Origin of the sequence: Zhongshania aquatica (assembly GCF_027257955.1) — a bacterium.
GTDB classification, from domain to species: domain Bacteria; phylum Pseudomonadota; class Gammaproteobacteria; order Pseudomonadales; family Spongiibacteraceae; genus Spongiibacter; species Spongiibacter aquatica.
The window spans coordinates 368,496-393,282 of the sequence record NZ_JANZNQ010000001.1; the positions used below are offsets into that span (position 1 = coordinate 368,496).

Below are 24,787 nucleotides of genomic sequence, written 5' to 3' on the forward strand. Positions count from 1 at the left end.
GCAACACCCTAGTTTTAATTATTACCGCGGCTAACGCCGGCCTGTTCAAAGCTCGCCATTTCTTTTTGTAAACGGCAGGCCGCTTGCATAATCGGCAATGCCAAGGCAGCGCCACTGCCTTCACCCAAACGCATATCCAACTGCAGCAACGGCTCGGCTTCCATTTTATTGAGCAAACGGCTATGTCCCGGCTCCGCTGAGCAGTGCGAGAAAAACAACCAAGGCCGAATGGAGGGATTGATTCTGACTGCCGACATTGCCGCTGCTGTACAAATATAGCCATCTACCAATACCGCAATACCATTCTGAGCAGCACGGATATAAGCGCCCGCCAAGGCATTAATTTCGTAGCCGCCTATGCGTCGCAGAACTTCCATGCCATTTTTCATATGGGGCAAATGCCGAGACATCGCACGAGTTACTACCGCCGATTTCTTAGCCAACATTTGATCACTAATTCCGGTGCCACGGCCTACCATCGCGGTTGCTGACAAGCGGGTATGTGCCACCGCCAATGCCGCTGCGGAGGTACTGTTACCGATACCCATCTCGCCACCGATAAAGACATCGATATCGCCAGCCTGATCAATGATATCGCGACCGACGCCCATCGCCTCTTCACATTGCTCCATGGTCATGGCTTCGGTCACGCACATATTCTGAGTACCTGCCCCCACGCGCATATCCAACACATTGGGTAAATCTTCCAAGGCGTACACGGTGCCAACATTGATCACTTTAAAATCGACACCCAGCGCCTTAGCCAACACGCTAATTGCGGCGCCACCACTGGCGAAATTACGCACCATTTCTGACGTCACAGATTGTGGATACGCCGATACATCCTCGGTAGTCACGCCGTGATCGCCAGCAAAAACCGCGATCAATGCCTTGTCTACGCGAGGTTCTAAGGTTCGCTGTATCGCCGACAATTGAATAGCAACATCCTCTAGCCTGCCCAAGGCACCCAGAGGCTTAGTTAAGCTTGCCTGTCGCGCCTGCGCCGAGGCACGAAATTCTTCGTCCGCTTCCGGTGCTAACTCCTCATACCAATGTGACATGCCTTTATCCTTTCAAAACGTGCTCTAAACCCGCTGTTACTAGCACAACCCGATCTGCCATAGCAGCGAGGTCCTGATGTAAGCGTCCCGATTCGTCGACAAATTGCCGACTCAATGATCCTAGCGGCACAATACCCTGCCCCACTTCGTTACTCACCAATACGATATGGCCTTCGGCGCGCTTAAGTACCTGATAGAACTCATCACGTATTTGCCGCCAAACTGAAAGATCGTCTTTCATTAGCCAGTTACTTAACCACAAAGTTAAGCAATCTACTAAAATGGCAGTGTCTGTCTTTGCACTGCTGTGAATCGCCTGAGCGAGCGCTTCAGGTGCTTCTACGGTCTGCCAACCATCGTGACGACGCTGATATTGATGGTGAGCGATACGCGCCGCCATCTCCTCATCGCCCGCGGTGGCGGTAGCGATGTAAATTCGCTTCGCATGGTTATCTGCAGCGCATATACGCTGCTCTGCCAAGCGACTTTTACCCGATCGCGCCCCACCAAGATACAGCTCTAACACCGCAACGCCCCCTAACCATAGCCGCCAATACTGCCACCAAGAAGTGATCTGACGTATAGTAAACCGCTTATTCTACAAGACCGGCCACAACAGAGGGAAATATGGGACATCGATTATCGAAGATTTATACTCGTACAGGCGATGACGGCACTACTGGGCTAGGTGACGGCTCGCGTATCGACAAAGATCACCACCGCATGGACAGCATCGGCACCGTTGACGAACTGAATTCTGTTATCGGTTTATTAATCGCCGAACTGCCAACAGAAGATGCTTATTTGCCACTGTTAGCCCGTATTCAGCACGATCTCTTTGACCTCGGCGGCGAGCTTGCTGTCCCTGGCTACACCATGATTAGCGCCGAGCGCATCGGCGAGTTGGAAGCCAGCCTCGATGAATTAAACGAAGATCTGCCACCACTTAAAAACTTCATCCTGCCCGGCGGTAGTAAAACCGCAGCATTGTGCCATATGGCCAGATCAGTATGTCGTCGGGCTGAGCGGTGCTTAGTAGCACTCAACAAAACCGACGAAGTAAATGCCACTGGACGACAATATTTAAACCGTCTGTCAGACTTTTTATTCGTGATGGCGAGATTGCTGGCCAGACGAAATGGCGGCCAAGAAGTGCTATGGCTGCAAGCTGACAAACGATAACAACCTTCTTGTAGACCTGTTTTCGTTTTCCAGCAAACGAAAACAGGGTAAACACGTTCTAATTAATGACGCTGAGCCGATATAGCAACGACCTCGCTTACCACAACCACGCAGCACCGCGAACACCGCTACTATCACCATACTTCGCTTTCACTAATTTCGTTTCGCAGCTATCGCTAAAAACAAAGCCGCTCCAATATTGCGGGACTTTCTCATAAATAATATCGACATTCGAGACGCCACCACCCAGCACAATTACGGCGGGATCGAGCAAGTTAATGACGCCAGATAAAGCACGCGCCAATTGCCGACAATAATTATCCAAAACAGCATCCGCTAAAGCTTCACCCGCCGCCGCACGTTTAGCAATTTCTGGCGCTTTGATGGATTCACCGCCGGCATTAGAGTAACTTTTCGCCAATCCCCCACCGCACAAATACGTTTCAATGCAGTTAATTCGGCCGCAGTAGCACACCCGCTCCTCTGTCGCCCTCGGCATGGGATTATGCCCCCATTCACCGGCAATACTATTTGCGCCGACAAGAACCTGTTTATTGACAACTACCCCACCACCGGTTCCGGTACCAAGAATAACGCCAAATACGGTGGGGTACTCGCTTCCGGCGCCGTCTACTGCTTCAGACAGTGCAAAGCAATTGGCGTCATTACTAAACCGCACTTCGTAGCCAAGTCGCTTGCCCAAATCAGCTGGCAGAGCATGCCCGCTGATGGCAAGGGTGTTACTGTTTTTGATCAAACCGGTGAGGGTTGAAATTGCGCCCGGACCGCCTAAGCCAACCGTTGCAGTGCCTGTCGCATGGGTCTGTAAACCCTCAACTAACCCCGCGATAGCCTCAACCACTGCGGCGTAGCTATGGGACGGAGTAGCAATGCGTTCACGTGCTATTTGCTCGCCATTTTCGGCAAGCAAAATACCCTCTATTTTTGTTCCACCTAGGTCAACACCAATACGCAAAATCGATTCCTCTCTTGCTACACAGAGCAATAATAACGTCTATACAAGCTGAACCACCGCCACAATACACACCCAAACCAACAAACTGCGAGACAATAAATGCTGAACCGCCAACAACTCCTCGCTTGCTAACTTCACAAACTGCTCACCATCTACCTGCCCCTCTGGCAAGTAAACTGGCAGCGCCTTCATACCGACCGCGTCTAAGATTTCGCCAGAGGGCAGTTCACTTTTTAAGTGCTCCCGCCATGAAGTGATACACGTATCGAAATTACCGACAATCGCAAAAGCGAAACCGAGCAAGCGCACGGGTAACCACTCTAAGTAAAAGAGGGCAGTTGCAGCACGGTCACGGTCTTCCTGTTTTAGCTCATTGTCGTTCACCAGTAAAAATAACAAGCGATACGCAAACGCCGCCGCCGGGCCTGCAAACACAAACCAGAACACCACGGCGAACCAGCGCTCAAATCCTTGGTAAAATACCGCTTTGCGAACGCTGTGATGGAGTTGAAGGGCGTTATCTGCGCCATTCTCACAAAGCTCAGAGCTGAATCCACGGCCATGCTGGTAAGCACCTTCTAAATCTCCGCGTTGCCAGCTATTTAAATAGAGCTTAAGAAGAATCTGAAAATCGCCACGGCCTAAGCTATAGAGCAATAAAGCAAGGCTCAGTAAAAATACCGGAAGGCCAAACAGCAACGGCGCTAACAACCAAAGCACAACGAAAACAGCGATCACCGGCAAGGCTATCAAGAGCAGTAAACGCAGCGTGCTATTTGCTACACCTGCGGTCATATCGCGGTAGCGCGCAAACCAATGGTCTTCTTGAATAACGCCGCCACTACCCCAAAACTGCACCGCCGCCCAAGCAATTAGTATGGCAAAAAATTCCATGATCTATCCCAATTCATTCTTATAGTATGCCCAATCAAAGGCAGAACCAGGGTCAGTTTTACGACCCGGCGCTATATCACAATGACCAACTATACGTGCAGATGAGATAGCCGGATAGTAGGCCCTTAGGCTTTCTGTTACCGCAATTAACTCGCGATATTGAGCGTCGGTATAAGGTATGTCGTCCGCACCCTCTAGCTCTACGCCAATACTAAAATCATTACAATTCTCTCGCCCGTCAAACCGAGATACTCCGGCGTGCCATGCTCGGTCATTAAAAGACACAAACTGATGTATGCCGCCTTCGCGATCGATAAACAAATGGGAGGACACCTGCAGACCATTTAGATCTGAAAAGCTGTCGTGAACACTGCAATCTAAACAATTAGTGAACAGTGCATGCACATAGGGACCACCAAATTGCCCCGCTGGCAAACTAATATTATGAATAACGAGCAGGCTAATATCTGCGCCATCAGGCCGCTGATTATAATTTGGCGAGGGATGCCTAGCGGCATTGGCTAGCCAGCCCGATGGCTCTATAAGGTACATGTTTCATCGCCCAATACAGTCTGTGCGTTCATCGCTGGATCACCAAAACAGTAACAGCGTTAATCGCTAGAGCTTACCGCGCCCAGCGTAACGCTGTAAAACCGCGCTAGCTTGGCCATTCATTGTTAGGCGTTCTCGCTAAAGGCTGCGTTAACCCCATCGCCAAGCAGCCGCAGCAACCCCTCTTGTACCATTGTAGCGACTAACTCGCCTGTTTCAGCATACACATGCCCCATCACCAAGGCACGATCACCAAAGCAGCTGGCACTATGCATATCATACAAATGCCAATTATTCAGATTAACAGGGCGATGAATCCACATTGTGTGGTTCAGAGTGGCCATCTGAGAAGCCTGTGATGTAATTTGATTTCGATACGGCAGAGATGCCGTGCGAATAAAATTATGGTCACTAATAAACGCCAACATCGACCGCTGCATGGCAGGGTCATCGGGCACGTCATGTTTTGCCTTCATCCACATACGTTGCACCGCTGGGCGATTGTTTAACTCTAAATACGAGGGCAGCTCTAAACACCTGAAATCAAAAACACTATTGGTCGCCAAAAACTCGTAGAGCCGATGTAAGCCGAGTTCGTCAAATGCCTTGCGATAGGATTCCATGGTGCGGAAAGAATCTGGCGGCAACACCTCAGGCATTTTTGGCTGCAGATTAAAGCCCTCAGCCTCGATATGAAAGGACGCCTCTAACGTGAGCAACACTCGCCCTTGCTGTTTCGCAGTGACTCGCCGCACACTAAAATTTCGTCCATCTCGAAGGTTGGCAACCTTAAAATGAATCGCCCCCTCCAAGTTGCCGGCGCGCAGGAATTGAGCGCTTAGTGAATGACAGAGTCGTCCCTCTACTGTTTGATTTGCCGCCGACAAGGCCTGCCCCAATACCTGACCACCATAAATGTGATTCTTTGCCGCGGAATAGCGGCTGTAACCAACAAATTCATTGCTGGCGATTCGCTCTAGCATCAAGTGAGAAATAAAATCGTCAACTAAGCTCATAAACGTTCCTAAATTCTGAGCGTTTAGAATACAGGAGTGATCGCCGTAAATCGCAACCTTTGACCAACAATCAGGCCATTATTTAGCAGGCGTACAAGGTCAGATGAAATTTGATATTATTTTGCCGATCTTTAGTGAACATCGTCCAAGAATAGCAACAAACATGGAGACATACATGCGCGCCATTACCATCAATAAGCCCTCGTCACTCGACACCCTTAGTGTTATCGAATCACCCGAGCCCACACCGGGTCATGGCGAGATCGTGGTGCAATGGCGGGCAAGCTCATTAAATTACCATGATTACCTGGTAGCGATCGGCATGATTCCTGTCGTTGACGGACGCATACCACTGTCTGACGGCGCCGGTGACGTTGTCGCCATTGGTGAAGGCGTCACAAAATGGAAGGTCGGCGATAAGGTCATGTCTGCCTTTTTCCCCAATTGGATAGAGGGCAAGGTCAATAAATCCAAGACCCTCGCCCTCTTTGGCGACACCGTTGACGGCTGCGCCGCCGATAAATCTTGTATCGGGCAGGATTCCGTATCACGCATGCCAGATGGATATAGCTATGCAGAAGCCGCGACACTGCCCTGCGCTGCGTTGACAGCATGGCGCGCACTTATTGTCGAAGGCAATTTACAAGCGGGCGATACGGTATTGGTAGAAGGTACAGGTGGCATGTCAGTGTTTGCCCTGCAAATTGCCAAAGCAGCGGGCGCCTATGTGTACGCGACCACCTCTTGCGATGACAAAATTGATCAACTTAAAAAGCTTGGCGCAGACACCATCATCAATTACAAAACCGACCCAAAATGGGGCTCAACCATACACAAACTTTCTAATGGCGGTGTAGACCATGTGTTAGACATTGGCGGGAGCACCACCCTCAACCACTCAATTGATGCGGCCAAAGTTGGCGGCCACATTTCACTCATCGGCATACTCGGCGGTTTCACGGCAGAGATGATGCTGCCGAAAATATTCGGCAAGCACATACGAATGACAGGTCTTTCTGTGGGTAGCGTCGAAATGCAAAATGCGATGGTAAAAGCGATCAACATCTCTGGTCTGCGCCCGATCATCGACCGCAGCTTTGCTTTTCAGGAACTCGGCACGGCATTCCGCTACCAAGAAACTGGAAAGCACTTTGGTAAAATTGTTATTGAGTATTAATTGCTAACGTTAAAAAATTCCTTAACTGATCGAAATGGCGGATAGACATATCTGCCTCATTCGCAAAACTGGCGACCCCACTTGGATCATACAAGCAACTTCTCATTCCCGCCGCCCTTGCAGCATGCAAGTCGTAAATATAATCACCAACATAAATCGCGTTTTCCGGCAATATCGAAAATCGCTCAGCTAAAAACAACAAGCCAGAGGGATCGGGCTTCGCTGGCGCATCTTCACGGGTAATTACATTAGCTATTGGTATTGCCAAGCGAGCACGACAAACCTCAAACGCAGCACGGGTGTTGCGCGTCACAATACCTACTGGAATCCTAGCGGCAGCCAAGGCCGCAAGTAAGTCCTGTGCGCCAGGCATCCAGGTCGATACTTCAGCCCCTGCCATTTCAAATTCATGAATGGTTTGCTCAGCGGCAGCCCGCTGTATTGGGCTGGGTAATGCAGCTAAATAGGCAAGTAAATCGACATCAGCTGGCCACGCCAGTGCCTCACGCAACACCTGAAAATCTAAGCCAGAATCGACAAGTGTGCCGTCTAGATCAAATAGTACTGCTGAAACATTTGCTAAGGTCATATCAATTTTTTAGACGATAACCAGTACGGAATATCCAATAAATTCCAAGTAAACACAGTCCAAGGAACACTAGAATCATCGCCACACTTACACCGACATTGACGTCGGCAACACCATAAAAACTCCACCGAAAGGCGCTGATTAAATACACCACCGGATTCGCCAAGGTGATGGTTTGCCAGAGCGGTGGCAACATTCCAATTGAATAAAAACTACCACCAAGAAAGGTGAGTGGCGTCACGATGAGCATTGGCACTACCTGCAGCTTCTCGAAACCGTCCGCCCAAATACCAATAATAAAACCAAACATACTAAACGTCGCCGCCGTCACTACCAGGAACGTCACCATCCAGAATGGATGGGCGACGTGGTAATCCACAAACAAATTTGCGGTAAGCAGAATAATACTGCCAACAATGACGGACTTGGTCGTTGCCGCTCCTACATAGCCCAGTACAATTTCTCGCATGGAGATCGGCGCCGACAAAAGCTCATAGATCGTGCCATTGTATTTCGGGAAATAAATACCAAAGGAGGCGTTGGCAATACTTTCCGTCAATAGCGCCAACATTACTAAACCGGGAATAATAAACGCCGCATAGCTCACACCATCAATCTCAACCATGCGCGAACCGATGGCGGAACCGAACACCACAAAATACAGTGAGGTAGAAATAACGGGAGACGCAATGCTCTGCATAATCGTCCGCCAAGTACGGTGCAATTCAAATTTATATATCGCCTTAACCGCATGAAAATTCATTCTGCAGCCTCCGCTGACGCTCTTTCTGTAACCAAGCTCACAAATATTTCCTCTAAAGAACGCTGCTTAGAATGTATGTCTTTGTAATCGATACCGTGCTCATCTAACCGTCTGAATAAATCGGCAATACCGGTTTGATCACCTTGAGTGTCAAAGTGATAAATTAATTCTAAACCGTCCTGCGTGAGCGACAGCGGGTAGGCCTTCAGTTCTGTGGGCAGGTCGAGCAGCGGCTTCTGCAACTGTAAACGTAATTGCTTCTGACCGAGTTTTTCCATCAGCACATCTTTTTCTTCCACCAAAATAAGCTTGCCGCGACTGATCACACCAATGCGATCTGCCATTTCTTCCGCTTCTTCTATGTAGTGAGTGGTTAATATGATGGTAACGCCACGTTCGCGAAGCCCGCGAACCATCTCCCACATATCTCGGCGCAGCTCAACATCAACACCGGCGGTTGGTTCATCAAGGAATAAAATCTCCGGCTCGTGGGACAGGGCTTTGGCAATCATCACCCGACGCTTCATACCACCAGACAACTCCATAATGCGGGAGTCGCGCTTTTCCCACAGCGAAAGCTGCCGCAGAATTTGTTCGATATAGGCCTTGTTTGGCGCGCGACCAAACAGGCCGCGGCTAAAATTAACCGTCGAAATAACGCTCTCAAAACCGTCAGTACACAATTCTTGAGGTACCAAGCCAATCTTGCTACGCGCGGCACGAAAGTCCCGGATGATGTCATGACCACCGGCAGTAATAACGCCAGAGCTCGGATTCACGATGCCACATATAATGCTGATCATCGTAGTCTTACCAGCACCGTTGGGGCCTAGCAGCGCGAATATTTCACCGCGTCGAATATCTAAAGAAACGTCGTTTAGCGCCTGAAAACCAGAGTCGTATATTTTGTTCAAATGTTGAACGCTTATAATGGGTGACACATGCACTCCTCAATGACGACGGCTGAACTCAAAAACCGTAAGGGTAAATAAAACGCACAAGAGTGTCGGCGATGCGCGCAAACTTGGCAAGTGCCCGCGCAGCAAGCCAACTTCTCACTACCAACAAAAATTTATCTCCACATTAACGATCACTTAGCAATGCACCTTGCTGCCAAGCTGTCATTATTTCCTGCAAAACCGTGAGTGTCGGTGATACCGCTTTGACACTGCGCTGATCACGCACTCTTGAGGAAAGTCCCCAGAGTAAACTGAGTAAAAACTCTGCCTTGTGGTCTTCTGCAGAAATATTATCCGCTTTCAGTGCCTCGGAAAAAAATATTAGCAGATCGCTTTTAAACTTTGCGACCGCGACCAATGCTGATTCAGGCAAGTGATCACGACCCACAATAGTATTAACTAAAAGACAGCCATTCTTACGTAAACTATGGGAAGGTGATTTCTCAATATTACGAAAAAAATTGAGGATTGCAGCAACACTTGGCGACCCGAGCTGTTCGATGTCCTGCTGCACTGACGCAGCATAGCAAGTCAGCACTTTTGCAAACAAAGCCTCTTTGTCGCCAAACGCGTTAATCAAACTACGTCCGCTCAGCCCTGTCTCACGCTCAAGCAACTGATAGCTGGTGCCGTCAAAACCATGCTGCCAAAACAACGTAGTCGCAACATCAAGTACGGCACCCTCTTCAAACGTCTTTTTTCGCCCCATTTACTACAATGCCTATTGCAATATAAAACTCTGCGGCTATATTACACTGACCATTGCAAAAAATCATGGGAAAATCTTATGAGCAGAATCAACGTTGGTGATTGCATCAGCGAGCTAAATTTGCCCGCCATTGACGGTAGGCTCTTCTCAATAGAGCAGGTCGCCGGTAGGCGCTATCTACTATCATTTTTTCGGTTTGCGGGCTGCCCATTCTGCAATATGCGCGTCCACGAGCTAGTAAAACACTACGCCGATTTTGGACCCAACTTCACGGTGGTGGGGATTTTTGATTCTTCACTGGAAAATCTTCAACGCCATGCCGAGGATCATCATGCACCCTTTGCATTATTAGCAGATGCAGACAACGTTTATTATCGCCGCTTTGGCGTAGAACGTTCGGTATGGGGAGTTATTAAAGGCTTAGTGCTACGCCTGCCTCGGATCCTACATGCAGTATTCATTAAAGGTTTTATTCCCAGAACCATTCAGGGCAACATCACAACCATGCCGTTGAATATTCTGGTCGACGAAAACGGCCGTGTGCAGTATGCCCACTACGGCCGCGATGAAGGTGATCATATACCGCTAATGGCGGTACGGGAGTTTGCCCTTTCAGGTAAGGTACCACCGAACACGATATAAAAATCAGTGCGGCGTGAATACTGCGGGGAATCTATGGAATCGGCTTCGCTACGACGGAATATGAAGTTGCTGCCAAAACATCTTCGCGGCGGTATCACTCATGACATTAATAGCAGTTACATCAAGGTAAATACCGTCTATTAGCAAACGGCTCATACCATGCAAGGTTGACCAACTCACTTGCGCAAAACGCAGTGCATCGACATCTGTGTTACTCATGGACTGCTGCCATAGACGAACTTGCTCGATATAAGCTTTAAAGGCGTCATAGGCCTCAGACCTGAGCGAATCAGTCAATTGTTGAGACTTCCACAAGCGCGCACCAAACATCAGCTCATAATATTCTGCATTCTCAATTGAAAACTGCACATAGCGTTTTACAAACAAACGCACCGCCGCCTCACTCATTTCACCCCCATCCACAAATGGTGGTGTTCTCACTACCTCCTGTAAGCGACGGAAACCCTCTTCGGCAACACCGCAAAGCAGAGCCTGCTTGTCAGTAAAGTGATGATAGGGTGCCGTGCGAGACACACCGAGGTTCTGGGCAAGCTTTCGCATCGACAAGCCAGACTCGCCCTCTTCTCTTAGTAAACGAGCGGCTTCGTCTAAAATTTGGCGACGTAGATCGCCATGGTGATAGGGCTTATCACTCACACTAGTTGTATCAATTAGAGCTTCTGGGCTATTCGTCATACCAGCAATTTACCAAGCAATCTTGACACTGTCTATATTGAGCGCTAATCTCAGCAAACTTGACACCGTCTAGTTGTGAAATTTCAGCAATGCACCGCCGCTGTCAGCCGATTATTTTGACCGAAACCCCACACCGGAGAGCAACACCATGAGCCACTATCCCCATATGTTAAAGCCGCTGGACCTTGGGTTCACCGTTCTAAAAAATCGCGTCATCATGGGCTCTATGCATACCGGTTTAGAAGAAGCTGAAAATGGCTTTGAACGCATGGCGGCGTTTTTTGCAGAGCGTGCCCGCGGCGGTGTTTCACTTATCGTTACCGGCGGCTTCGGCCCCAATATACGCGCAGCCACCCACGAACATACTAAAATGCTGCGCACTGAAGAAGACTGTGTTGGCCACCGTATAGTGACTGACGCGGTACATGCAGAGGACGGAAAGATCTGCATGCAAATTCTGCACACTGGCCGATATGCCTTCAACAATAACCCCATTGCACCCTCGGCGATTCGTGCGCCGATCAATTCGGCCACGCCCGAGGCGGCGTCCATCGATCAAATTGAAGAGCAGATTCAGGACTTCGTTCGCTCCGCCGTACTTGCTCAAAAGGCAGGATACGATGGTGTCGAAATCATGGGTTCCGAAGGCTATTTCATCAACCAGTTTTTGGCTAAACGAACGAATCACCGCGACGACGAATGGGGCGGCGACTACGCAAATCGCATGCGCCTGCCAGTAGAAATCGTTCGCCGTGTAAGGGAAGCCACTGGCGAAAACTTTATTATTATCTATCGCTTATCCATGCTCGATCTTGTCGAGGGCGGTAGTAGTTTTGATGAAATACTGACCTTGGGTCAGGCTGTCGAAAAAGCCGGCGCAACCATCATTAACACGGGTATTGGTTGGCACGAGGCACGTATTCCGACCATCGCCACCAAAGTACCCCGCGCTGCCTTTACTTGGGTAACCGCTAAATTCCGCGCCGGCCTGTCGGTACCAGTAATCACGTCAAACCGAATCAATACGCCGGAAGTAGCAGAGGAGGTTCTCGCTCGTGGTGACGCCGACATGGTTTCCATGGCTCGCCCTTTTCTTGCGGACTCCGACTTCATCATAAAAGCGGCGGCTGGCCGCAGCGATGAAATCAATACCTGTATCGGCTGTAATCAAGCATGTTTAGATCATATTTTTAGCGGCAAGTTAACCAGCTGCCTCGTCAATCCTCGCGCATGCCATGAAACCGAACTAAACATCTCAGCTGCAACGACGCTTAAAAATATCGCCGTCGTTGGCGCCGGCCCAGCAGGCTTAGCCTTTGCCACCACCGCCGCCGAGCGCGGCCATAAGGTGACTTTATTTGACGCCGCCAACAGCATTGGCGGTCAATTTAATATCGCTAGAAAGGTACCCGGTAAAGAAGAGTTTAACGAAACTATTCGCTACTTTGAGCGCCGTCTAGCGATCACCGGCGTAAAGACTGAGCTTGGCACAAAGGTCGATCAAAAAATCTTAAACGACGGTCGCTACGACGAAATTATACTCGCCACGGGTATCACACCGCGCACCCCACCCATTGACGGCATCGATCACCCCAAGGTACTCAGCTATCTTGACGTTATCCGCGACGGTAAGCCTGTTGGCAAAAAAGTCGCCATCATTGGCGCTGGTGGCATTGGCTTTGACGTCGCTGAATTTTTGACCCATAACAGCGACTCAAGTACCAGTATTCCGACCTTTATGCGCGAATGGGGAGTTGACATGAGTCTTGAGGCGCGCGGCGGTATCGAGGGCATAAAAGCCGAACTTACAGCCTCACCGCGCGAGGTATATTTACTTCAACGCAAGGCATCTAAAGTCGGCAATGATCTCGGCAAAACCACTGGCTGGATCCATCGTACCGGCCTTCAGAAAAAAGGTGTAAATATGATACCAGGTTGTGAGTATCTAAAAATTGACGACGCCGGGCTCCATATTCGCCTAGGGAATGAGACGCGGATTTTTGACGTCGACAATATCATCATTTGCGCTGGCCAAGAGTCATTAACCGAACTGAGTGATGGACTTCATAGCCCAGTGCACTTAATTGGTGGCGCACATTTAGCGACTGAGTTAGACGCCAAAAGAGCAATTGACCAAGGCACGCGGCTCGCCGCGATAATCTAAAAAAACTGCGGGGTATGGCATCTGCCGTCCCGCAATCACCGTATCAAGTAAGTGTTTCTAAACAGAGGCCGCCATTCAATGTGCGGCACAACCATGGCTAATGACGCCGCGCTTTCAAAAATGCACTTTCGCAAACCCTACCGATTTCTAGCAATTACTTGCGCGCTTATCTTCCTTACGGCGTGCAGCAGCCCGTCACCCAGTAAACATACAAACGACGCCACCAACACCAGCGACCATTACGATGGTGAAAAATTTCACAACCCCTATTGGCCGGATTTTGATAAAAGTATTTGGGATGTCGTTCGGCTGCGCTACTTTTCCGATCTAAAAATAGCCGACAACGAAGCCAACGCCCATCGTGTTCCCGTAGCCAGCCACATCGCTGATCTTCGCTCAGCTGCGCCAGATGTATTTCAGGTGACATGGCTGGGGCACGCGAGTTTTTTAATTCAATATCGCGGCATTGCCATTCTTACCGACCCCATATTATCGCCACGCGCGTCACCACTCCCAGTCGGCGGCTACCCCCGTTTGGTCGCTATGCCCATCGGCATCGACGATCTACCGGACGTAGATTACGTGCTTATCTCCCACAACCACTATGACCATCTTGATTTAAATACAATAGAAGCGCTGGGAAAATCGCCTCATTATTTAGTGCCCGCAAAACTTGGCGACTGGTTTATCGACTTGGGAATTCCAAGCGATCACATCCACGAATTTGACTGGTGGGAAAGCCGCGATGACGGCAATATCATCGCCACCGCAACCCCTTCACAACATTGGTCTGGGCGCAGCTTATTCGACCGTTTTGACACATTGTGGGCATCCTGGCATGTCAAAATTGCTGATCGAAGCATTTGGTTTGCAGGCGACACCGGTTATAACGCTCATCAATTTGTCGAGATTGGTCAACGTCTCGGCGGCGTTGATTTAGCGTTAATCCCAATTGGCGCTTACCACCCTCGCAGCTTTCTTAAAGAGCAACACGTCGATCCTGAGCAAGCTATTCAAATCCACAAAGATATACGCGCCAAACGAAGTATTGGCATGCACTGGGGGACATTTCAGCTTAGCGCTGAAGCCATAGATGAACCGGTAGAACTCATTGCCCGAGCGCAACGTCTAGGCCTTATAGATGAAGGAGAGTTCTCCACCATGGCGATAGGAGAAACCCGACAACTCCCTTAATATTAAGCTAATTTAAACGGCGCTCAAAACTCGGTCATAAGTATAAGCCACAGTATTTGGGTGGAACAAAAGGCAAAACAACGCCTCCAAGTCCTCGCGACGCGATACAATCTCGCTCGCACTATCAAAATACGCGCCGCATTCCGCAATTCCACCAAAAAGGACATGCATGCCCCATCACCGCCACATACTACGTGCGCTGCTAATCTCTGCACTGATGACACTGCATCTTGGTTTGGCAGTGCACGCTGCAGAGTCAGACACACTAAATCGACAACGTTTCGAGGTTAACAATACGTGGCTGACCGAAATGAGCGGCGTCGCCGCCAGCAATATTTACAAGAATCACTTTTGGGCACATAACGATAGCGGTGATCGTGGTCGCCTGTTTTCCTTTGATGAGCAGGGTAAAATGCTCACCGAATTACGCATCGATAACAGCAGCGCTTTTGACTGGGAGGACATGAGCAGTTTTAAAGATGCCAGTGGCTCTTATTTACTCATCGGTGATATTGGCGACAATATGATGTTACGGCCCTTCGCGGACGTCTATCTGGTGCATGAACCAGTAAATATAAGTAAACAGATAATTCACGCACAAGTAAATCGTCATTATTCACTCGTTTATCCGGACGGCCCACACGACGCAGAGGCCATAGCCGTGGATGCCGGCGAACGTTTTGTGTATGTTCTTACCAAGCGTGACACCCATCCGCGACTGTATCGTTTTTCCTTAGATGCCGTCGAAGGACAAGCGATACCGCTAAATTATCTTGGCGAAATCCGCAGCATTCCCAGTATCGAAAAACACCAGCCACAGAGACAGGGTGGCATTAGCGGCGGCTCACCAACCGCGATGGAGTTCAGTCCAAACGGCGATATCGCAATGATCGTAACACTGCGCAACACCTATTTTTTTAAACGCGAGCACAACCAAAGTTGGCTACAGGCGCTCAACAAAACTCCCTTCGCACGTACGCAGAACCGGATGCGGCAAGTCGAATCGGGCACATTTACAACTGACGGTAAAAGGGTGCTAGTCGGCTCAGAGGGCAAGCCTGCGGTATTGGAATTTACCGACACGCCAAAATTTAATGACGGCAAAAATTAATACCGGCGCCAGAATATTCGCCGGTATTAGCTGAACTTAAATTGCGATCGCTGGGGTGATACAAAATAGCGTTAGAATCACACCAATACCAGCAACCCAAACTAAGCTTCGCAGTGTCGCCCAATTTTGCAAATAGCATATGGTGAATACAATACGTACCCCAATGTATGCCAAGGCTAACATATTGACGTTCCCCTGCTCTGCGCCACCAAATTGCGCAATAATTACGGCGGCAGCGTATAAAGGAAAACCTTCGAAGCCATTCTGGCTAGCAGCAACTGCACGGGCTCTCCAGCCGCCTACCCGCGCCAACCATTCACGGGGATGGTTATTATCAAAATGACCAATGTCCGTTTTACCAAGCTTTGCAAATAACGACGTCACGCCAGGCATCATCCCAGCAGCAAAAATACACCAAAATGCGATACTCATTTCATTCCCCAGTTTTTAATTTATTAATATAATTTTACTACTGACCAACAACTTACGGCATTCGCCGAAGATACGTCTATACAACACATTATTGCGCGACTACATATTTCTTGCCCCTCCACCGCTAATCCAAAGATGTCGGTTTAAGTAGTGTTCTTAACCAATTAAAAAAGCCATTATTTTGTAAGACCATCCTGTCGACACCATCAAAAAAAGTCTCCAGCTGCGCTGGATTTTCAAAATAATCAGCTCGGGTCTTCATCGGTTTATTCGGGTCTAACTCTTTTACAATAACAGCAGGGTTCCCTGCCACAATCACATTCGCGGGTACATCTTTTGTCACTACAGCACCGGCGGCAACCACGCTATTCTCGCCAATCGTCACGCCCTTCAACACGGTACTGTGATCGCCCAACCAGACATTATCCGCAATATGCACCGGCGTAAAACTAGTACTGCGCTGACTACGGTCATAAAGCTCGTGCCAATCGCTATCAGTAATATAGACACCATTGGCCATCATCACGCTATTACCAATAATAATTTCATTGGCCGCTGAAATTCTGGTGCCCGGACTAATAAGGACATAGTCGCCGATTTTAATACGGCCACTTTTTTCATCGACGCCCCATACGCCGATTTTGACGCGGCTTTCCGGCTCGCCAATAACGGTCGCGCAACTGCCAATTTCAATATTTGGCCCGGAAATGGAGATATACCAAGGCTTCATAAAAGTGGGATAATCGCCAAGATAGTCGCAAGCGGGCTTCAGAAAATGCTGCGTATACCAGTAACGGAATCGCAAATAATTTTTTTTCACCCAGTAGGGTCTTCTATCCTGCCGCATTAGCTGTCCGCAATTATTATATTGCGCTAGTGTCGCAAGCACTGACTCACAGGGCAATCATTAGAACGTTACCAATTCATGAAGAAACGCAGCGACAACACGCCTCCACGGGAAGTAACTAGCAACCAGAACGGCATTCACCCGAACTTAGTGACGACGGTGAACAAACATTTGAGCCATGCCTTTCAAAAACCGTATGCACAACACAATATTGAGGCCTTCAAAGACTGCTCCCAATGGTTGGCGCAGCGACCAAACCCACTCATCTTGGATTCGTTTTGTGGCACAGGCGAAAGCACTCGGCAGTTAGCTCGCTTATTCCCCGAGTCTCTGGTTATCGGCGTCGACAAGTCCGCAGTACGGCTAGAGCGACACCAACAGGAACAAGACGAACCGATTGAAAACTACCGACTTGTTCGCGCCGATGTCGACGATTTTTGGCGCCTCGCCGTCGATGCTAACTGGCAATTGAAGCATCACTTTTTGCTCTACCCCAACCCATGGCCAAAAAGCGCGCAGTTGCAATATCGGGTACATGGCTCAGCCGTTTTCCCTGCATTGCTTCAACTAGGCGGCGAGGTGACCTTGCGCAGCAATTGGAAGCTCTACGTTGACGAGTTTGCCGCAGCACTTTCTATTGCGGGAAAAGGCGCGGCAACAAGACCCTATTTCCCCGAAACCACCATTACAGCTTTTGAACGCAAATATCACCACGCGGGACAGTCACTCTGGGAGTGTCGTAGCCAATTAACAGAGAAGTAACCTCGCAGTTAGCCCCCCTGTTAACTGACGCACTGGCGGCGTTATACTAGAGGCACATTTACCAATACAAAATTTATGATGAGCACTCTCGCAGAAAAAACCGCAATAAAGCAGGACCCCGTATGGCAGACTATCCGCAAGGAGACTGCCTGTGAGGTTGAGCGCGAGCCCGTACTCGCCAGTTTCCTGCACGCAACCATTCTGAATCACGACAGCCTTGAAACTGCGCTGAGCTATCATCTCGCGCATATTTTAAATAGCCCCGCGGCGTCGGCATTATTAGTCCGTGAAGTGATTGAAAAAGCATTTGCCGCAGACCCTAATATCGGTCGCGCCATTCGCGCTGACATTTGCGCCGTGTTTGAACGTGACTCAGCCTGTTCTAGCCTTTCAGTGCCATTTTTGTACTTTAAGGGTTTTCACGCGCTGCAGTCGTATCGTATTGCGCACTGGCTGTGGACGCAGGGCAGAACCTCGCTAGCGCTGTTTTTCCAAAACCGTATTTCTTGCGAATTCGGCGTTGACATTCATCCGGCAGCGAAAGTGGGTCATGGTATTTTGATGGATCATGCTACCGGCATAGTCATCGGCGAAACAGCGGTGGTCGGCAACAATGTATCGATCATGCAGTCGGTCACACTAGGTGGGACGGGCAAAGAAGAAGGCGACCGTCATCCGAAGGTCGCTGATGGCGTACTACTCAGCGCTGGCGCAAAAATACTCGGCAACATCCATATCGGCGAGGGTGCTCAGGTTGTCGCTGGCAGCGTTGTATTAAGAGATGTTCCCGCGCATACCGTAGTTGCTGGCGTGCCCGCTAAAGTAATCGGCAAACCGGATTGCGCAGCACCGGCACTGTCTATGAACCACCGCGCTTGCTGCGACGAATAAGGTCGCCGAGCAAGCCCAACACTCCTAGTTCAACGTTTGCATGATGGCCGAATGCCGTTTGCTTTCGCTTTTTCGTATAAGGGTTTCGCGGTCACCATTTGCTTTTGCAAATCTTTAATACGCGATGCATGCGATGGGTGAGTTGACATAAATTCTGGCGGCTGACCATCGCTTAAGGCGCTCATGTTTTGCCACAGGGCAATACTCGCTTCTGGGTTAAATCCTGCCTTTGCCATGAGGTCTAAGCCCACTAAATCCGCCTCTGACTCCTGCGCACGACCGTAGGGAAGCACCACGCCGTACTGTGTTCCTAAACCCAACAATCCCATCACGGTGTCTTTTCCTGCGCCTTCACCCAGCAACACACCAATCAATTGAGTACCGGTTCCCGCTACGCTTTGCACTGACATCCTTTCAGCGCTGTGGTGGGCCAATACGTGGCCGACTTCATGCCCTAGCACGGTGGCTAACTGGTCAGCATTTTTGGCGACTTGAAATATACCAGTATGAACACCAATTTTCTTGCCCGGTAATGCAAACGCATTTGCCGATTTTTCTTCAAATACAACCACTTCCCAGCTGCCGCGCCACTCTGCCGGTAGCGACGCAGTAATGGCATCGGCCACACAACTTACGTAGCGATTGGTTGCTGCGTCTTTGTTAATGGTCATTTTCTTTTTCATTTCCTCAAAGGCGGTGCCGCCCATTTGCGACATTTCACCGTCTGAGAATAACAAGACCTGACGCCGCCCTGTTGGCGATTCTGCGCAAGAAGCTAATAAACCCGCTAGAATTATCGCCAATACCGGCTTAAACATTGTCATAAATTTCCCCGCGTTAATGTGCTATTTTGCAGCTATTATGGCATAGCCGTCGTGTTGTTCAGTGACACAGTTTGCCAGATTACAATAACGGAGTAAGTATTTTGAAAGAACCCTGCCCCTGGTGCACAGCCACACCGAGTTATATTAAATACCACAATGAAGAATGGGGCATACCCACTGACGATGACCGCGTTCATTTTGAATTTTTAGTATTGGAGTCTGCGCAAGCTGGGCTAAGCTGGCTAACCGTATTAAACAAGCGAGAGGGTTACCGCAAAGCTTTTGCCAACTTTAATCCAAAAAAAGTGGCTAAGTTTGACGAAGCCATGGTCGAAACCCTGAAGGCAAACCCAAGCATTGTGCGAAATCGCTTAAAAATTGAGAGCACTATTACAAATGCTCGGCATTTTTTAACAATACAACAGGAGTTTGGGAGTTTTGCTCGCTACATGTGGTCATACTTCAATGACAAGCCGATCCAGAATAAGTGGAAAACAATGGCAGATGTTCCCGCCACTAGTAAAGAATCTGATCAGATTAGTAAGGACTTAAAAAAACGGGGTTTTAAGTTTTTCGGTAGTACAATTTGTTACGCTAATCTGCAGGCCTTAGGTTTTGTAAATGATCATCTCGTAAGCTGCCCGCGCCACAAAGTGTGCGCGGATCTTGGCAAAAACTTCAGTCCACATTGGTTATAAGGACAAAAAGGTGACCAACATGAAAATATTCGCATTAATCGCGCCACTTTTACTTTTGACCTTAAGTGGCTGCAGCACGACAGACGTGGTCACCGACTACAATCCCCGCGCTGATTTCAGCCGTTATGAACGCTATACCATCTCTGACACCAGTGGCGCAGATAAGGCCGTATCCCCCTTTGTGGTCGATAACGTCAAGGAATCACTAGAACGGCAATTAAAAGTGGGCTTGTATAAGCTCGCGAATAGCCCCGAAAATTCAGATTTCCTCGTTCGCTATTACGTTGCAGAAGCGGCAGAAACTATCGACAGAAGCCCGCGCATCGGTCTTGGTTTGGGTAGTTTCGGTGGCAATTTTGGCGTGAGTACCTCAGTTGGGGTGCCGCTGGGCAAGGACAAAATTGTCCGCAACATTCAAATAATCATCGACTTATTAAATCCCGCAGATAAAAAACTTACCTGGCGGGGATCAATAGTTATTGAGCTTGATGACCGCGATCCGAAGGCCAATGCCAACGCTATCGAGCGGGCCGTTACCGAAATCTGGCATCAATTTCCACCAGCTTAAATCTTGGCAAGAACATAAATACGCCGCTTACCCGCGGCTTACTTAAAGCAGTAGGGAAATAGCGATTTAAGGGCATCGCCCTCCATTTCGCACAATTTAGCAATATTGCGCTCCGGAATACCCTCTGGATCAGGGTGCGACGCTATAGCCTGCTCAAGACTATCCTCTCTGAGCAAATGGAATATCGGGTAGGGCGCGCGATTAGTAAAGTTTTCAGGATCGGTTTTCTCCGTTCCTGCGAACTGATATTCCGGGTGGAAGCTCGCTATTTGAATCTCGCCCTCCCAACCACCCTCTTGTAATACTGCGTCGGCGATATCGAGAAAATCGTTGTAGTCGTAAAAATCCTGCAACATATTCGGAACCACAAGCAAACTCGTTTCCAACTTCTCAACAGGCGTTTCTTCTAGCCTGCACAGTGCCTGATGCAAGTCATCCACCAAACTTTCTGCGTTAATCGCGTGACTAACATCAATAACGACACGTTCATCCTGCAACGGCCTTGCTGCAAAGGGGCACAAACCCAAGCCTACGACCGCCTCTGCCAACCACCGCTGCACCTCCTGCTCAATCACAACAGCTTCGTTTGTCATCTCAAATCCCATTTTTTTCAGTTAGCCATAGTTCAATAATACAAAACTGCGCTAGTCATTAGAGTATTCAGGTATTACACACGCATTCATTAGGAGTAAATACAATAATAGAGTGTGATTCAATCCAAGGCAGCGTCAACGTAGGCTGCTACACTGGAGACGTTGATCAAGCTGTGGTCCGCGGCCTACATCCGCCCCAGCTTGACATTAGCCTGACTAAGTTAGGAGCATAATATGAAACGTTATTTTTTCCTTACAGATAATCTAGACAAAATCTCCGCAGTTGAGCACGACCTTGCCGGAAGCGGCATTTCCAAACCTCAAATACATGTTCTTAGCCGCGACGATTCTGGGGTAAATAAGCGCAAGCTAAACGATGTGGAAGCAGTATTACGCAAAGATGTTGTACTTGCCATGCAACGCGGCGCGTTAATTGGCTTTGCTGCTGCCGCACTCGTTCTAGCTGTTGGGCATTACTCCGGCGCCACGGCAAGCGTGGGCTGGATGCCCTTTATTTTCCTGTCTATTGTGATGCTTGGCTTCTTTACGTGGGAAGGTGGCCTATTCGGGATTCAAGAGCCACATCATGACTTTAAACGCTTTAACCAAGACCTGTCGCTAGGCCGACATTTACTCATTATCGACATCAATGAGAAAGATCACAATATTCTTAACCGCGTGACTGCCTACTACCCCGAGCTCGAGTTTTCCGGAACGGGCAATGGCTCTCCAAACTGGTTCATTGGCTTGCAAAACAAGTGGCGTCATTTCGTTGAGGTTATGCCGTAGCCGCACAATAGGCATGTTTAATCAGACAAAAAAATACCGGTGCTTTCCGCACCGGTATTTTTTATCGAAACAATTAGCCCTTTGGGCATTTTCTCATTGCTGATGATAGGGCGCCGACAATTCCCTAACACACTCAATAAACGCACCCGCATTGGCAGGATCAACTTCAGGTGTAATACCGTGGCCAAGGTTGAATATATGACCAGGACCAGAGCCAAAGCGCGCTAAAATCGAAGCTACTTCTTCTCTGATTCTTGCCGGAGATGCCCTTAACATCGAAGGGTCCATATTACCCTGTAAGGCAACACGATCACCGACCCGCGCTTTCGCCAGACCAATATCAGTAGTCCAATCTAAGCCTAGCGCGCTAGCGCCAGTGTCAGCTATTAGCTCCAACCACTGCCCGCCATTCTTGGTAAACAGGATGACTGGCACAACACGCCCATCATTCTCTTTAATCAAGCCATCAACAATTTGCTTCATATAACGCAAACTAAATTCCTGATACGCATTGTGGCTTAAGGCTCCACCCCATGTATCAAAAATCTGCACGGCTTGCGCGCCCGCACGAATTTGATCGTTTAAATAAGCTGTCACACTCTTCGCCAATTTATCGAGCAAGGCGTGCATTAATTCAGGTTGATCAAAGGCCAATGCTTTACAGCGAGCGTGATCTTTCGACCCACCGCCTTCAACCATATAGGTTGCCAAAGTCCATGGGCTGCCCGAAAAACCGATTAGTGGCACACTACCGTTTAACTCTCTACGAATCGTTCGCACCGCGTCACAGACATAGGTCAGATCATTCTCACCGTCAACAACAGGCAGGGCGTCAACATCGGCCATGGTACGTACGGTCTTTCTAAAACGCGGTCCTTCCCCGGTTTCAAAATAAAGACCCAAGCCCATCGCATCAGGGATAGTTAAAATGTCCGAGAATAAAATTGCGGCATCTAATGGGTAACGCGCCAAGGGTTGCAATGTTACCTCACAAGCCAGCTCTGGATTCATGCACAGCGACATAAAATCACCTGCTACCGCTCTTGTTGCGCGATATTCAGGTAGATAACGCCCCGCCTGCCGCATCATCCAAACCGGGGTGTAATCAACTGGTAAACGCTGAAGTGCGCGAAGGAAGGTATCGTTTTTTAGTTCAGTCATATGTCGCTCAAAGCTAGACGGTAAACGGGAGACGCTGGAATGAAACGTCACACAGCTTTTGCGTTTTCCGTCTCCCGTCCAGCGTCTGCGATTTAAACTTTTAAGTAATCCAAAATCCCTTCGGCGGCCTGACGACCCTCCCATACTGCAGTCACCACCAAGTCGGAGCCACGAACCATGTCGCCACCGGCAAATACTTTAGGATTACTCGTCTGGAATTTATAATCCTGCACTTCCGGCGCAACAACTCCGCCCCAGTTATTAATATCAACCTTGACATCACTTAGCCAAGATGGGGGATTAGGCTGGAAACCAAAAGCGACCAATACCACATCAGCAGGAATAACTTCTTCACTACCGGCAATGGGCTCAGGACGGCGACGGCCATTTTCATCAGGCTCACCAAGTTGAGTAGTAACAACTTTGATGCCTTCAACTTTTCCATCACCAACGATAGCAATAGGCTGGCGATTATAGAAAAACTGCACACCCTCTTCGCCTGCGTTCTGCACTTCTTTACGCGAACCGGGCATATTCTCTTCGTCACGGCGATAGGCGCAAACAACGCTTTCGGCACCCTGACGAATCGACGTACGATTACAATCCATTGCAGTGTCACCACCACCCAGAACCACAACACGCTTACCTTTAACGTCAACAAAATCGGCAGCGTCTTTTTCCCAGCCCATATTCCGATTTACGTTGGACACTAAGAATGGCAGAGCGTCGTATACTCCCGGTAAGTCTTCGCCTGGAAAGCCGCCCTTCATATATTTATAAGTGCCCATACCAAGGAATACCGCGTCGTACTCCTCTAGCAATGACTCCATTGTTATATCGACACCGACATCGACGTTAACCCGGAATTCAACACCCATTTCTTCCAGTACTTTACGACGACGTTGAATGACAGACTTTTCCAATTTAAATTCTGGAATACCAAAGGTCAGCAAACCACCAATCTCTGGGTAGCGATCAAATACCACAGGCTTGACGCCGGCGCGCACTAATACGTCCGCGCAGCCAATACCCGCAGGACCGGAGCCGATAACTGCAACTTTTTTATCAGTCCACACCCGCTTAGACATATCCGGGCGCCAGCCCATAGCCAACGCAGTGTCGGTAATGTACTTTTCGGTAGAACCAATAGTCACCGCGCCAAAACCGTCATTTAGTGTGCAAGCACCCTCGCAAAGGCGATCCTGTGGACAAACTCGACCACACACCTCTGGAAGACTATTTGTTTGATGACTTAGCTCAGCGGCCTCAAATAAATTCCCCTCAGCAACCAGCTTCAGCCAGTTGGGAATATAGTTGTGTACTGGGCACTTCCACTCACAATAAGGATTACCACAACCCAAGCAGCGATGTGATTGGTGCTTAACCTCTTCCTCTTTATACGGCTCATAAATTTCTACAAAAGCGGTACGTCGTTGGGCAATATCTTTTTTGCCCGGATCTTGACGACCGACATCGAGAAACTGGAATGAATTCTGTAAACGCTCTGCCATTTTCAAATTACCTCATCGCTACTCGG

Annotated in this window: 28 protein-coding genes; 11 read left to right on the forward strand and 17 right to left on the reverse strand. The window is 49.0% G+C overall.

What is annotated here, in order from left to right; all coding sequences use genetic code 11:
* Positions 1-14 precede the first annotated feature (14 nt).
* A complete protein-coding gene (gene cobT / locus O9X78_RS01655) occupies positions 15-1,061 on the reverse strand; it encodes a nicotinate-nucleotide--dimethylbenzimidazole phosphoribosyltransferase (RefSeq protein ID WP_269617853.1) in 1,047 nt (348 codons plus the stop codon).
* A 4-nt stretch (positions 1,062-1,065) separates the two neighbouring features.
* Positions 1,066-1,587: a bifunctional adenosylcobinamide kinase/adenosylcobinamide-phosphate guanylyltransferase gene (gene cobU, locus O9X78_RS01660; RefSeq protein WP_269617854.1), complete on the reverse strand. Its 522-nt coding sequence runs from the start codon at positions 1,585-1,587 to the stop codon at positions 1,066-1,068.
* 101 nt (positions 1,588-1,688) lie between these two features.
* On the opposite strand from cobU, the gene O9X78_RS01665 reads away from it, so the two are divergent.
* Positions 1,689-2,243: a cob(I)yrinic acid a,c-diamide adenosyltransferase gene (locus O9X78_RS01665; RefSeq protein ID WP_269617855.1), complete on the forward strand. Its 555-nt coding sequence runs from the start codon at positions 1,689-1,691 to the stop codon at positions 2,241-2,243.
* A 97-nt stretch (positions 2,244-2,340) separates the two neighbouring features.
* Here O9X78_RS01665 and O9X78_RS01670 read toward each other — a convergent pair whose 3' ends face one another.
* The 4 genes from O9X78_RS01670 to O9X78_RS01685 all read right to left on the reverse strand — a co-directional run bounded on the left by O9X78_RS01670 (position 2,341) and on the right by O9X78_RS01685 (position 5,681).
* Positions 2,341-3,219 (reverse strand): ROK family protein, encoded by an 879-nt coding sequence (locus tag O9X78_RS01670; RefSeq protein WP_269617856.1) that lies wholly within the window; start codon positions 3,217-3,219, stop codon positions 2,341-2,343.
* Positions 3,220-3,258: 39 nt separating this feature from the next.
* Complete coding sequence (gene ampE, locus O9X78_RS01675) at positions 3,259-4,113, reverse strand: regulatory signaling modulator protein AmpE (RefSeq protein WP_269617857.1); 855 nt, start codon at positions 4,111-4,113, stop codon at positions 3,259-3,261.
* 3 nt (positions 4,114-4,116) lie between these two features.
* Positions 4,117-4,665, reverse strand: a complete 549-nt coding sequence (gene ampD / locus O9X78_RS01680; protein WP_269617858.1) for a 1,6-anhydro-N-acetylmuramyl-L-alanine amidase AmpD — start codon at positions 4,663-4,665, stop codon at positions 4,117-4,119.
* A gap of 125 nt (positions 4,666-4,790) precedes the next feature.
* Complete coding sequence (locus O9X78_RS01685; protein WP_269617859.1) at positions 4,791-5,681, reverse strand: acyl-CoA thioesterase; 891 nt, start codon at positions 5,679-5,681, stop codon at positions 4,791-4,793.
* A 103-nt stretch (positions 5,682-5,784) separates the two neighbouring features.
* Here O9X78_RS01685 and O9X78_RS01690 point away from each other — a divergent pair, with 103 nt between their 5' ends.
* Positions 5,785-6,858 carry a zinc-dependent alcohol dehydrogenase family protein gene (locus tag O9X78_RS01690; RefSeq protein ID WP_269617860.1) on the forward strand — a complete coding sequence of 358 codons (1,074 nt, stop codon included), beginning with the start codon at positions 5,785-5,787 and terminating at the stop codon, positions 6,856-6,858.
* Here the strand turns inward: O9X78_RS01690 and O9X78_RS01695 are convergent.
* The 4 genes from O9X78_RS01695 to O9X78_RS01710 form a co-directional block, all read right to left on the reverse strand.
* Positions 6,845-7,447: an HAD family hydrolase gene (locus tag O9X78_RS01695; RefSeq protein ID WP_269617861.1), complete on the reverse strand. Its 603-nt coding sequence runs from the start codon at positions 7,445-7,447 to the stop codon at positions 6,845-6,847. The two genes, O9X78_RS01690 and O9X78_RS01695, sit on opposite strands and share 14 nt — an antisense overlap.
* A 1-nt stretch (position 7,448) precedes the next feature.
* Positions 7,449-8,210 (reverse strand): ABC transporter permease, encoded by a 762-nt coding sequence (locus tag O9X78_RS01700; RefSeq protein ID WP_269617862.1) that lies wholly within the window; start codon positions 8,208-8,210, stop codon positions 7,449-7,451.
* On the reverse strand, positions 8,207-9,151 hold the full coding sequence (locus O9X78_RS01705) for an ABC transporter ATP-binding protein (protein WP_269617863.1): 945 nt from the start codon (positions 9,149-9,151) through the stop codon (positions 8,207-8,209). The genes O9X78_RS01700 and O9X78_RS01705 overlap by 4 nt, the downstream gene beginning before the upstream one ends.
* A gap of 142 nt (positions 9,152-9,293) precedes the next feature.
* On the reverse strand, positions 9,294-9,878 hold the full coding sequence (locus O9X78_RS01710; protein ID WP_269617864.1) for a TetR/AcrR family transcriptional regulator: 585 nt from the start codon (positions 9,876-9,878) through the stop codon (positions 9,294-9,296).
* A 78-nt stretch (positions 9,879-9,956) separates the two neighbouring features.
* Here O9X78_RS01710 and O9X78_RS01715 point away from each other — a divergent pair, with 78 nt between their 5' ends.
* A complete protein-coding gene (locus O9X78_RS01715; protein WP_269617865.1) occupies positions 9,957-10,520 on the forward strand; it encodes a peroxiredoxin-like family protein in 564 nt (187 codons plus the stop codon).
* Between the two features lie 48 nt (positions 10,521-10,568).
* Here the strand turns inward: O9X78_RS01715 and O9X78_RS01720 are convergent, their stop codons facing one another.
* Positions 10,569-11,216, reverse strand: a complete 648-nt coding sequence (locus tag O9X78_RS01720; protein ID WP_269617866.1) for a TetR/AcrR family transcriptional regulator — start codon at positions 11,214-11,216, stop codon at positions 10,569-10,571.
* 148 nt (positions 11,217-11,364) lie between these two features.
* Between O9X78_RS01720 and O9X78_RS01725 the strand changes: the two genes are divergently transcribed.
* The 3 genes from O9X78_RS01725 to O9X78_RS01735 all read left to right on the forward strand — a co-directional run bounded on the left by O9X78_RS01725 (position 11,365) and on the right by O9X78_RS01735 (position 15,685).
* Positions 11,365-13,380 (forward strand): oxidoreductase, encoded by a 2,016-nt coding sequence (locus tag O9X78_RS01725; RefSeq protein ID WP_269617867.1) that lies wholly within the window; start codon positions 11,365-11,367, stop codon positions 13,378-13,380.
* Positions 13,381-13,473: 93 nt separating this feature from the next.
* Positions 13,474-14,574, forward strand: a complete 1,101-nt coding sequence (locus O9X78_RS01730; RefSeq protein ID WP_269617868.1) for an MBL fold metallo-hydrolase — start codon at positions 13,474-13,476, stop codon at positions 14,572-14,574.
* A 169-nt stretch (positions 14,575-14,743) separates the two neighbouring features.
* Complete coding sequence (locus O9X78_RS01735; protein ID WP_269617869.1) at positions 14,744-15,685, forward strand: hypothetical protein; 942 nt, start codon at positions 14,744-14,746, stop codon at positions 15,683-15,685.
* 36 nt (positions 15,686-15,721) lie between these two features.
* On the opposite strand, the gene O9X78_RS01740 is transcribed toward O9X78_RS01735, so the two are convergent.
* Positions 15,722-16,117 (reverse strand): MAPEG family protein, encoded by a 396-nt coding sequence (locus O9X78_RS01740; RefSeq protein ID WP_269617870.1) that lies wholly within the window; start codon positions 16,115-16,117, stop codon positions 15,722-15,724.
* A gap of 124 nt (positions 16,118-16,241) precedes the next feature.
* Complete coding sequence (locus O9X78_RS01745; protein ID WP_269617871.1) at positions 16,242-16,964, reverse strand: acyltransferase; 723 nt, start codon at positions 16,962-16,964, stop codon at positions 16,242-16,244.
* A gap of 78 nt (positions 16,965-17,042) precedes the next feature.
* Here O9X78_RS01745 and trmB point away from each other — a divergent pair, with 78 nt between their 5' ends.
* Entirely contained in the window at positions 17,043-17,726 is a 684-nt protein-coding gene (gene trmB, locus O9X78_RS01750; RefSeq protein WP_269617872.1) for a tRNA (guanine(46)-N(7))-methyltransferase TrmB, read from the forward strand.
* Positions 17,727-17,801: 75 nt separating this feature from the next.
* The gene (gene cysE, locus O9X78_RS01755; protein ID WP_269617873.1) at positions 17,802-18,617 is read left to right on the forward strand and encodes a serine O-acetyltransferase; all 816 of its coding nucleotides are present in this window, start codon (positions 17,802-17,804) and stop codon (positions 18,615-18,617) included.
* A gap of 29 nt (positions 18,618-18,646) precedes the next feature.
* Here cysE and O9X78_RS01760 read toward each other — a convergent pair whose 3' ends face one another.
* Positions 18,647-19,441: a M48 family metallopeptidase gene (locus O9X78_RS01760; protein WP_269617874.1), complete on the reverse strand. Its 795-nt coding sequence runs from the start codon at positions 19,439-19,441 to the stop codon at positions 18,647-18,649.
* Between the two features lie 101 nt (positions 19,442-19,542).
* Between O9X78_RS01760 and O9X78_RS01765 the strand changes: the two genes are divergently transcribed.
* Together O9X78_RS01765 and O9X78_RS01770 are read left to right on the forward strand one after the other, a co-directional pair.
* The gene (locus tag O9X78_RS01765) at positions 19,543-20,139 is read left to right on the forward strand and encodes a DNA-3-methyladenine glycosylase I (protein WP_269617875.1); all 597 of its coding nucleotides are present in this window, start codon (positions 19,543-19,545) and stop codon (positions 20,137-20,139) included.
* 19 nt (positions 20,140-20,158) lie between these two features.
* Complete coding sequence (locus O9X78_RS01770) at positions 20,159-20,707, forward strand: DUF4136 domain-containing protein (protein ID WP_269617876.1); 549 nt, start codon at positions 20,159-20,161, stop codon at positions 20,705-20,707.
* Between the two features lie 38 nt (positions 20,708-20,745).
* Here O9X78_RS01770 and O9X78_RS01775 read toward each other — a convergent pair whose 3' ends face one another.
* The gene (locus tag O9X78_RS01775) at positions 20,746-21,300 is read right to left on the reverse strand and encodes a DUF1415 domain-containing protein (protein WP_269617877.1); all 555 of its coding nucleotides are present in this window, start codon (positions 21,298-21,300) and stop codon (positions 20,746-20,748) included.
* 234 nt (positions 21,301-21,534) lie between these two features.
* Here O9X78_RS01775 and O9X78_RS01780 point away from each other — a divergent pair, with 234 nt between their 5' ends.
* A complete protein-coding gene (locus O9X78_RS01780) occupies positions 21,535-22,089 on the forward strand; it encodes an NAD/FAD-utilizing enzyme (protein WP_269617878.1) in 555 nt (184 codons plus the stop codon).
* Between the two features lie 93 nt (positions 22,090-22,182).
* Here O9X78_RS01780 and hemE read toward each other — a convergent pair whose 3' ends face one another.
* On the reverse strand, positions 22,183-23,250 hold the full coding sequence (gene hemE / locus O9X78_RS01785) for a uroporphyrinogen decarboxylase (RefSeq protein ID WP_269617879.1): 1,068 nt from the start codon (positions 23,248-23,250) through the stop codon (positions 22,183-22,185).
* 92 nt (positions 23,251-23,342) lie between these two features.
* Positions 23,343-24,761 carry an FAD-dependent oxidoreductase gene (locus O9X78_RS01790; protein ID WP_269617880.1) on the reverse strand — a complete coding sequence of 473 codons (1,419 nt, stop codon included), beginning with the start codon at positions 24,759-24,761 and terminating at the stop codon, positions 23,343-23,345.
* Positions 24,762-24,787 lie beyond the last annotated feature (26 nt).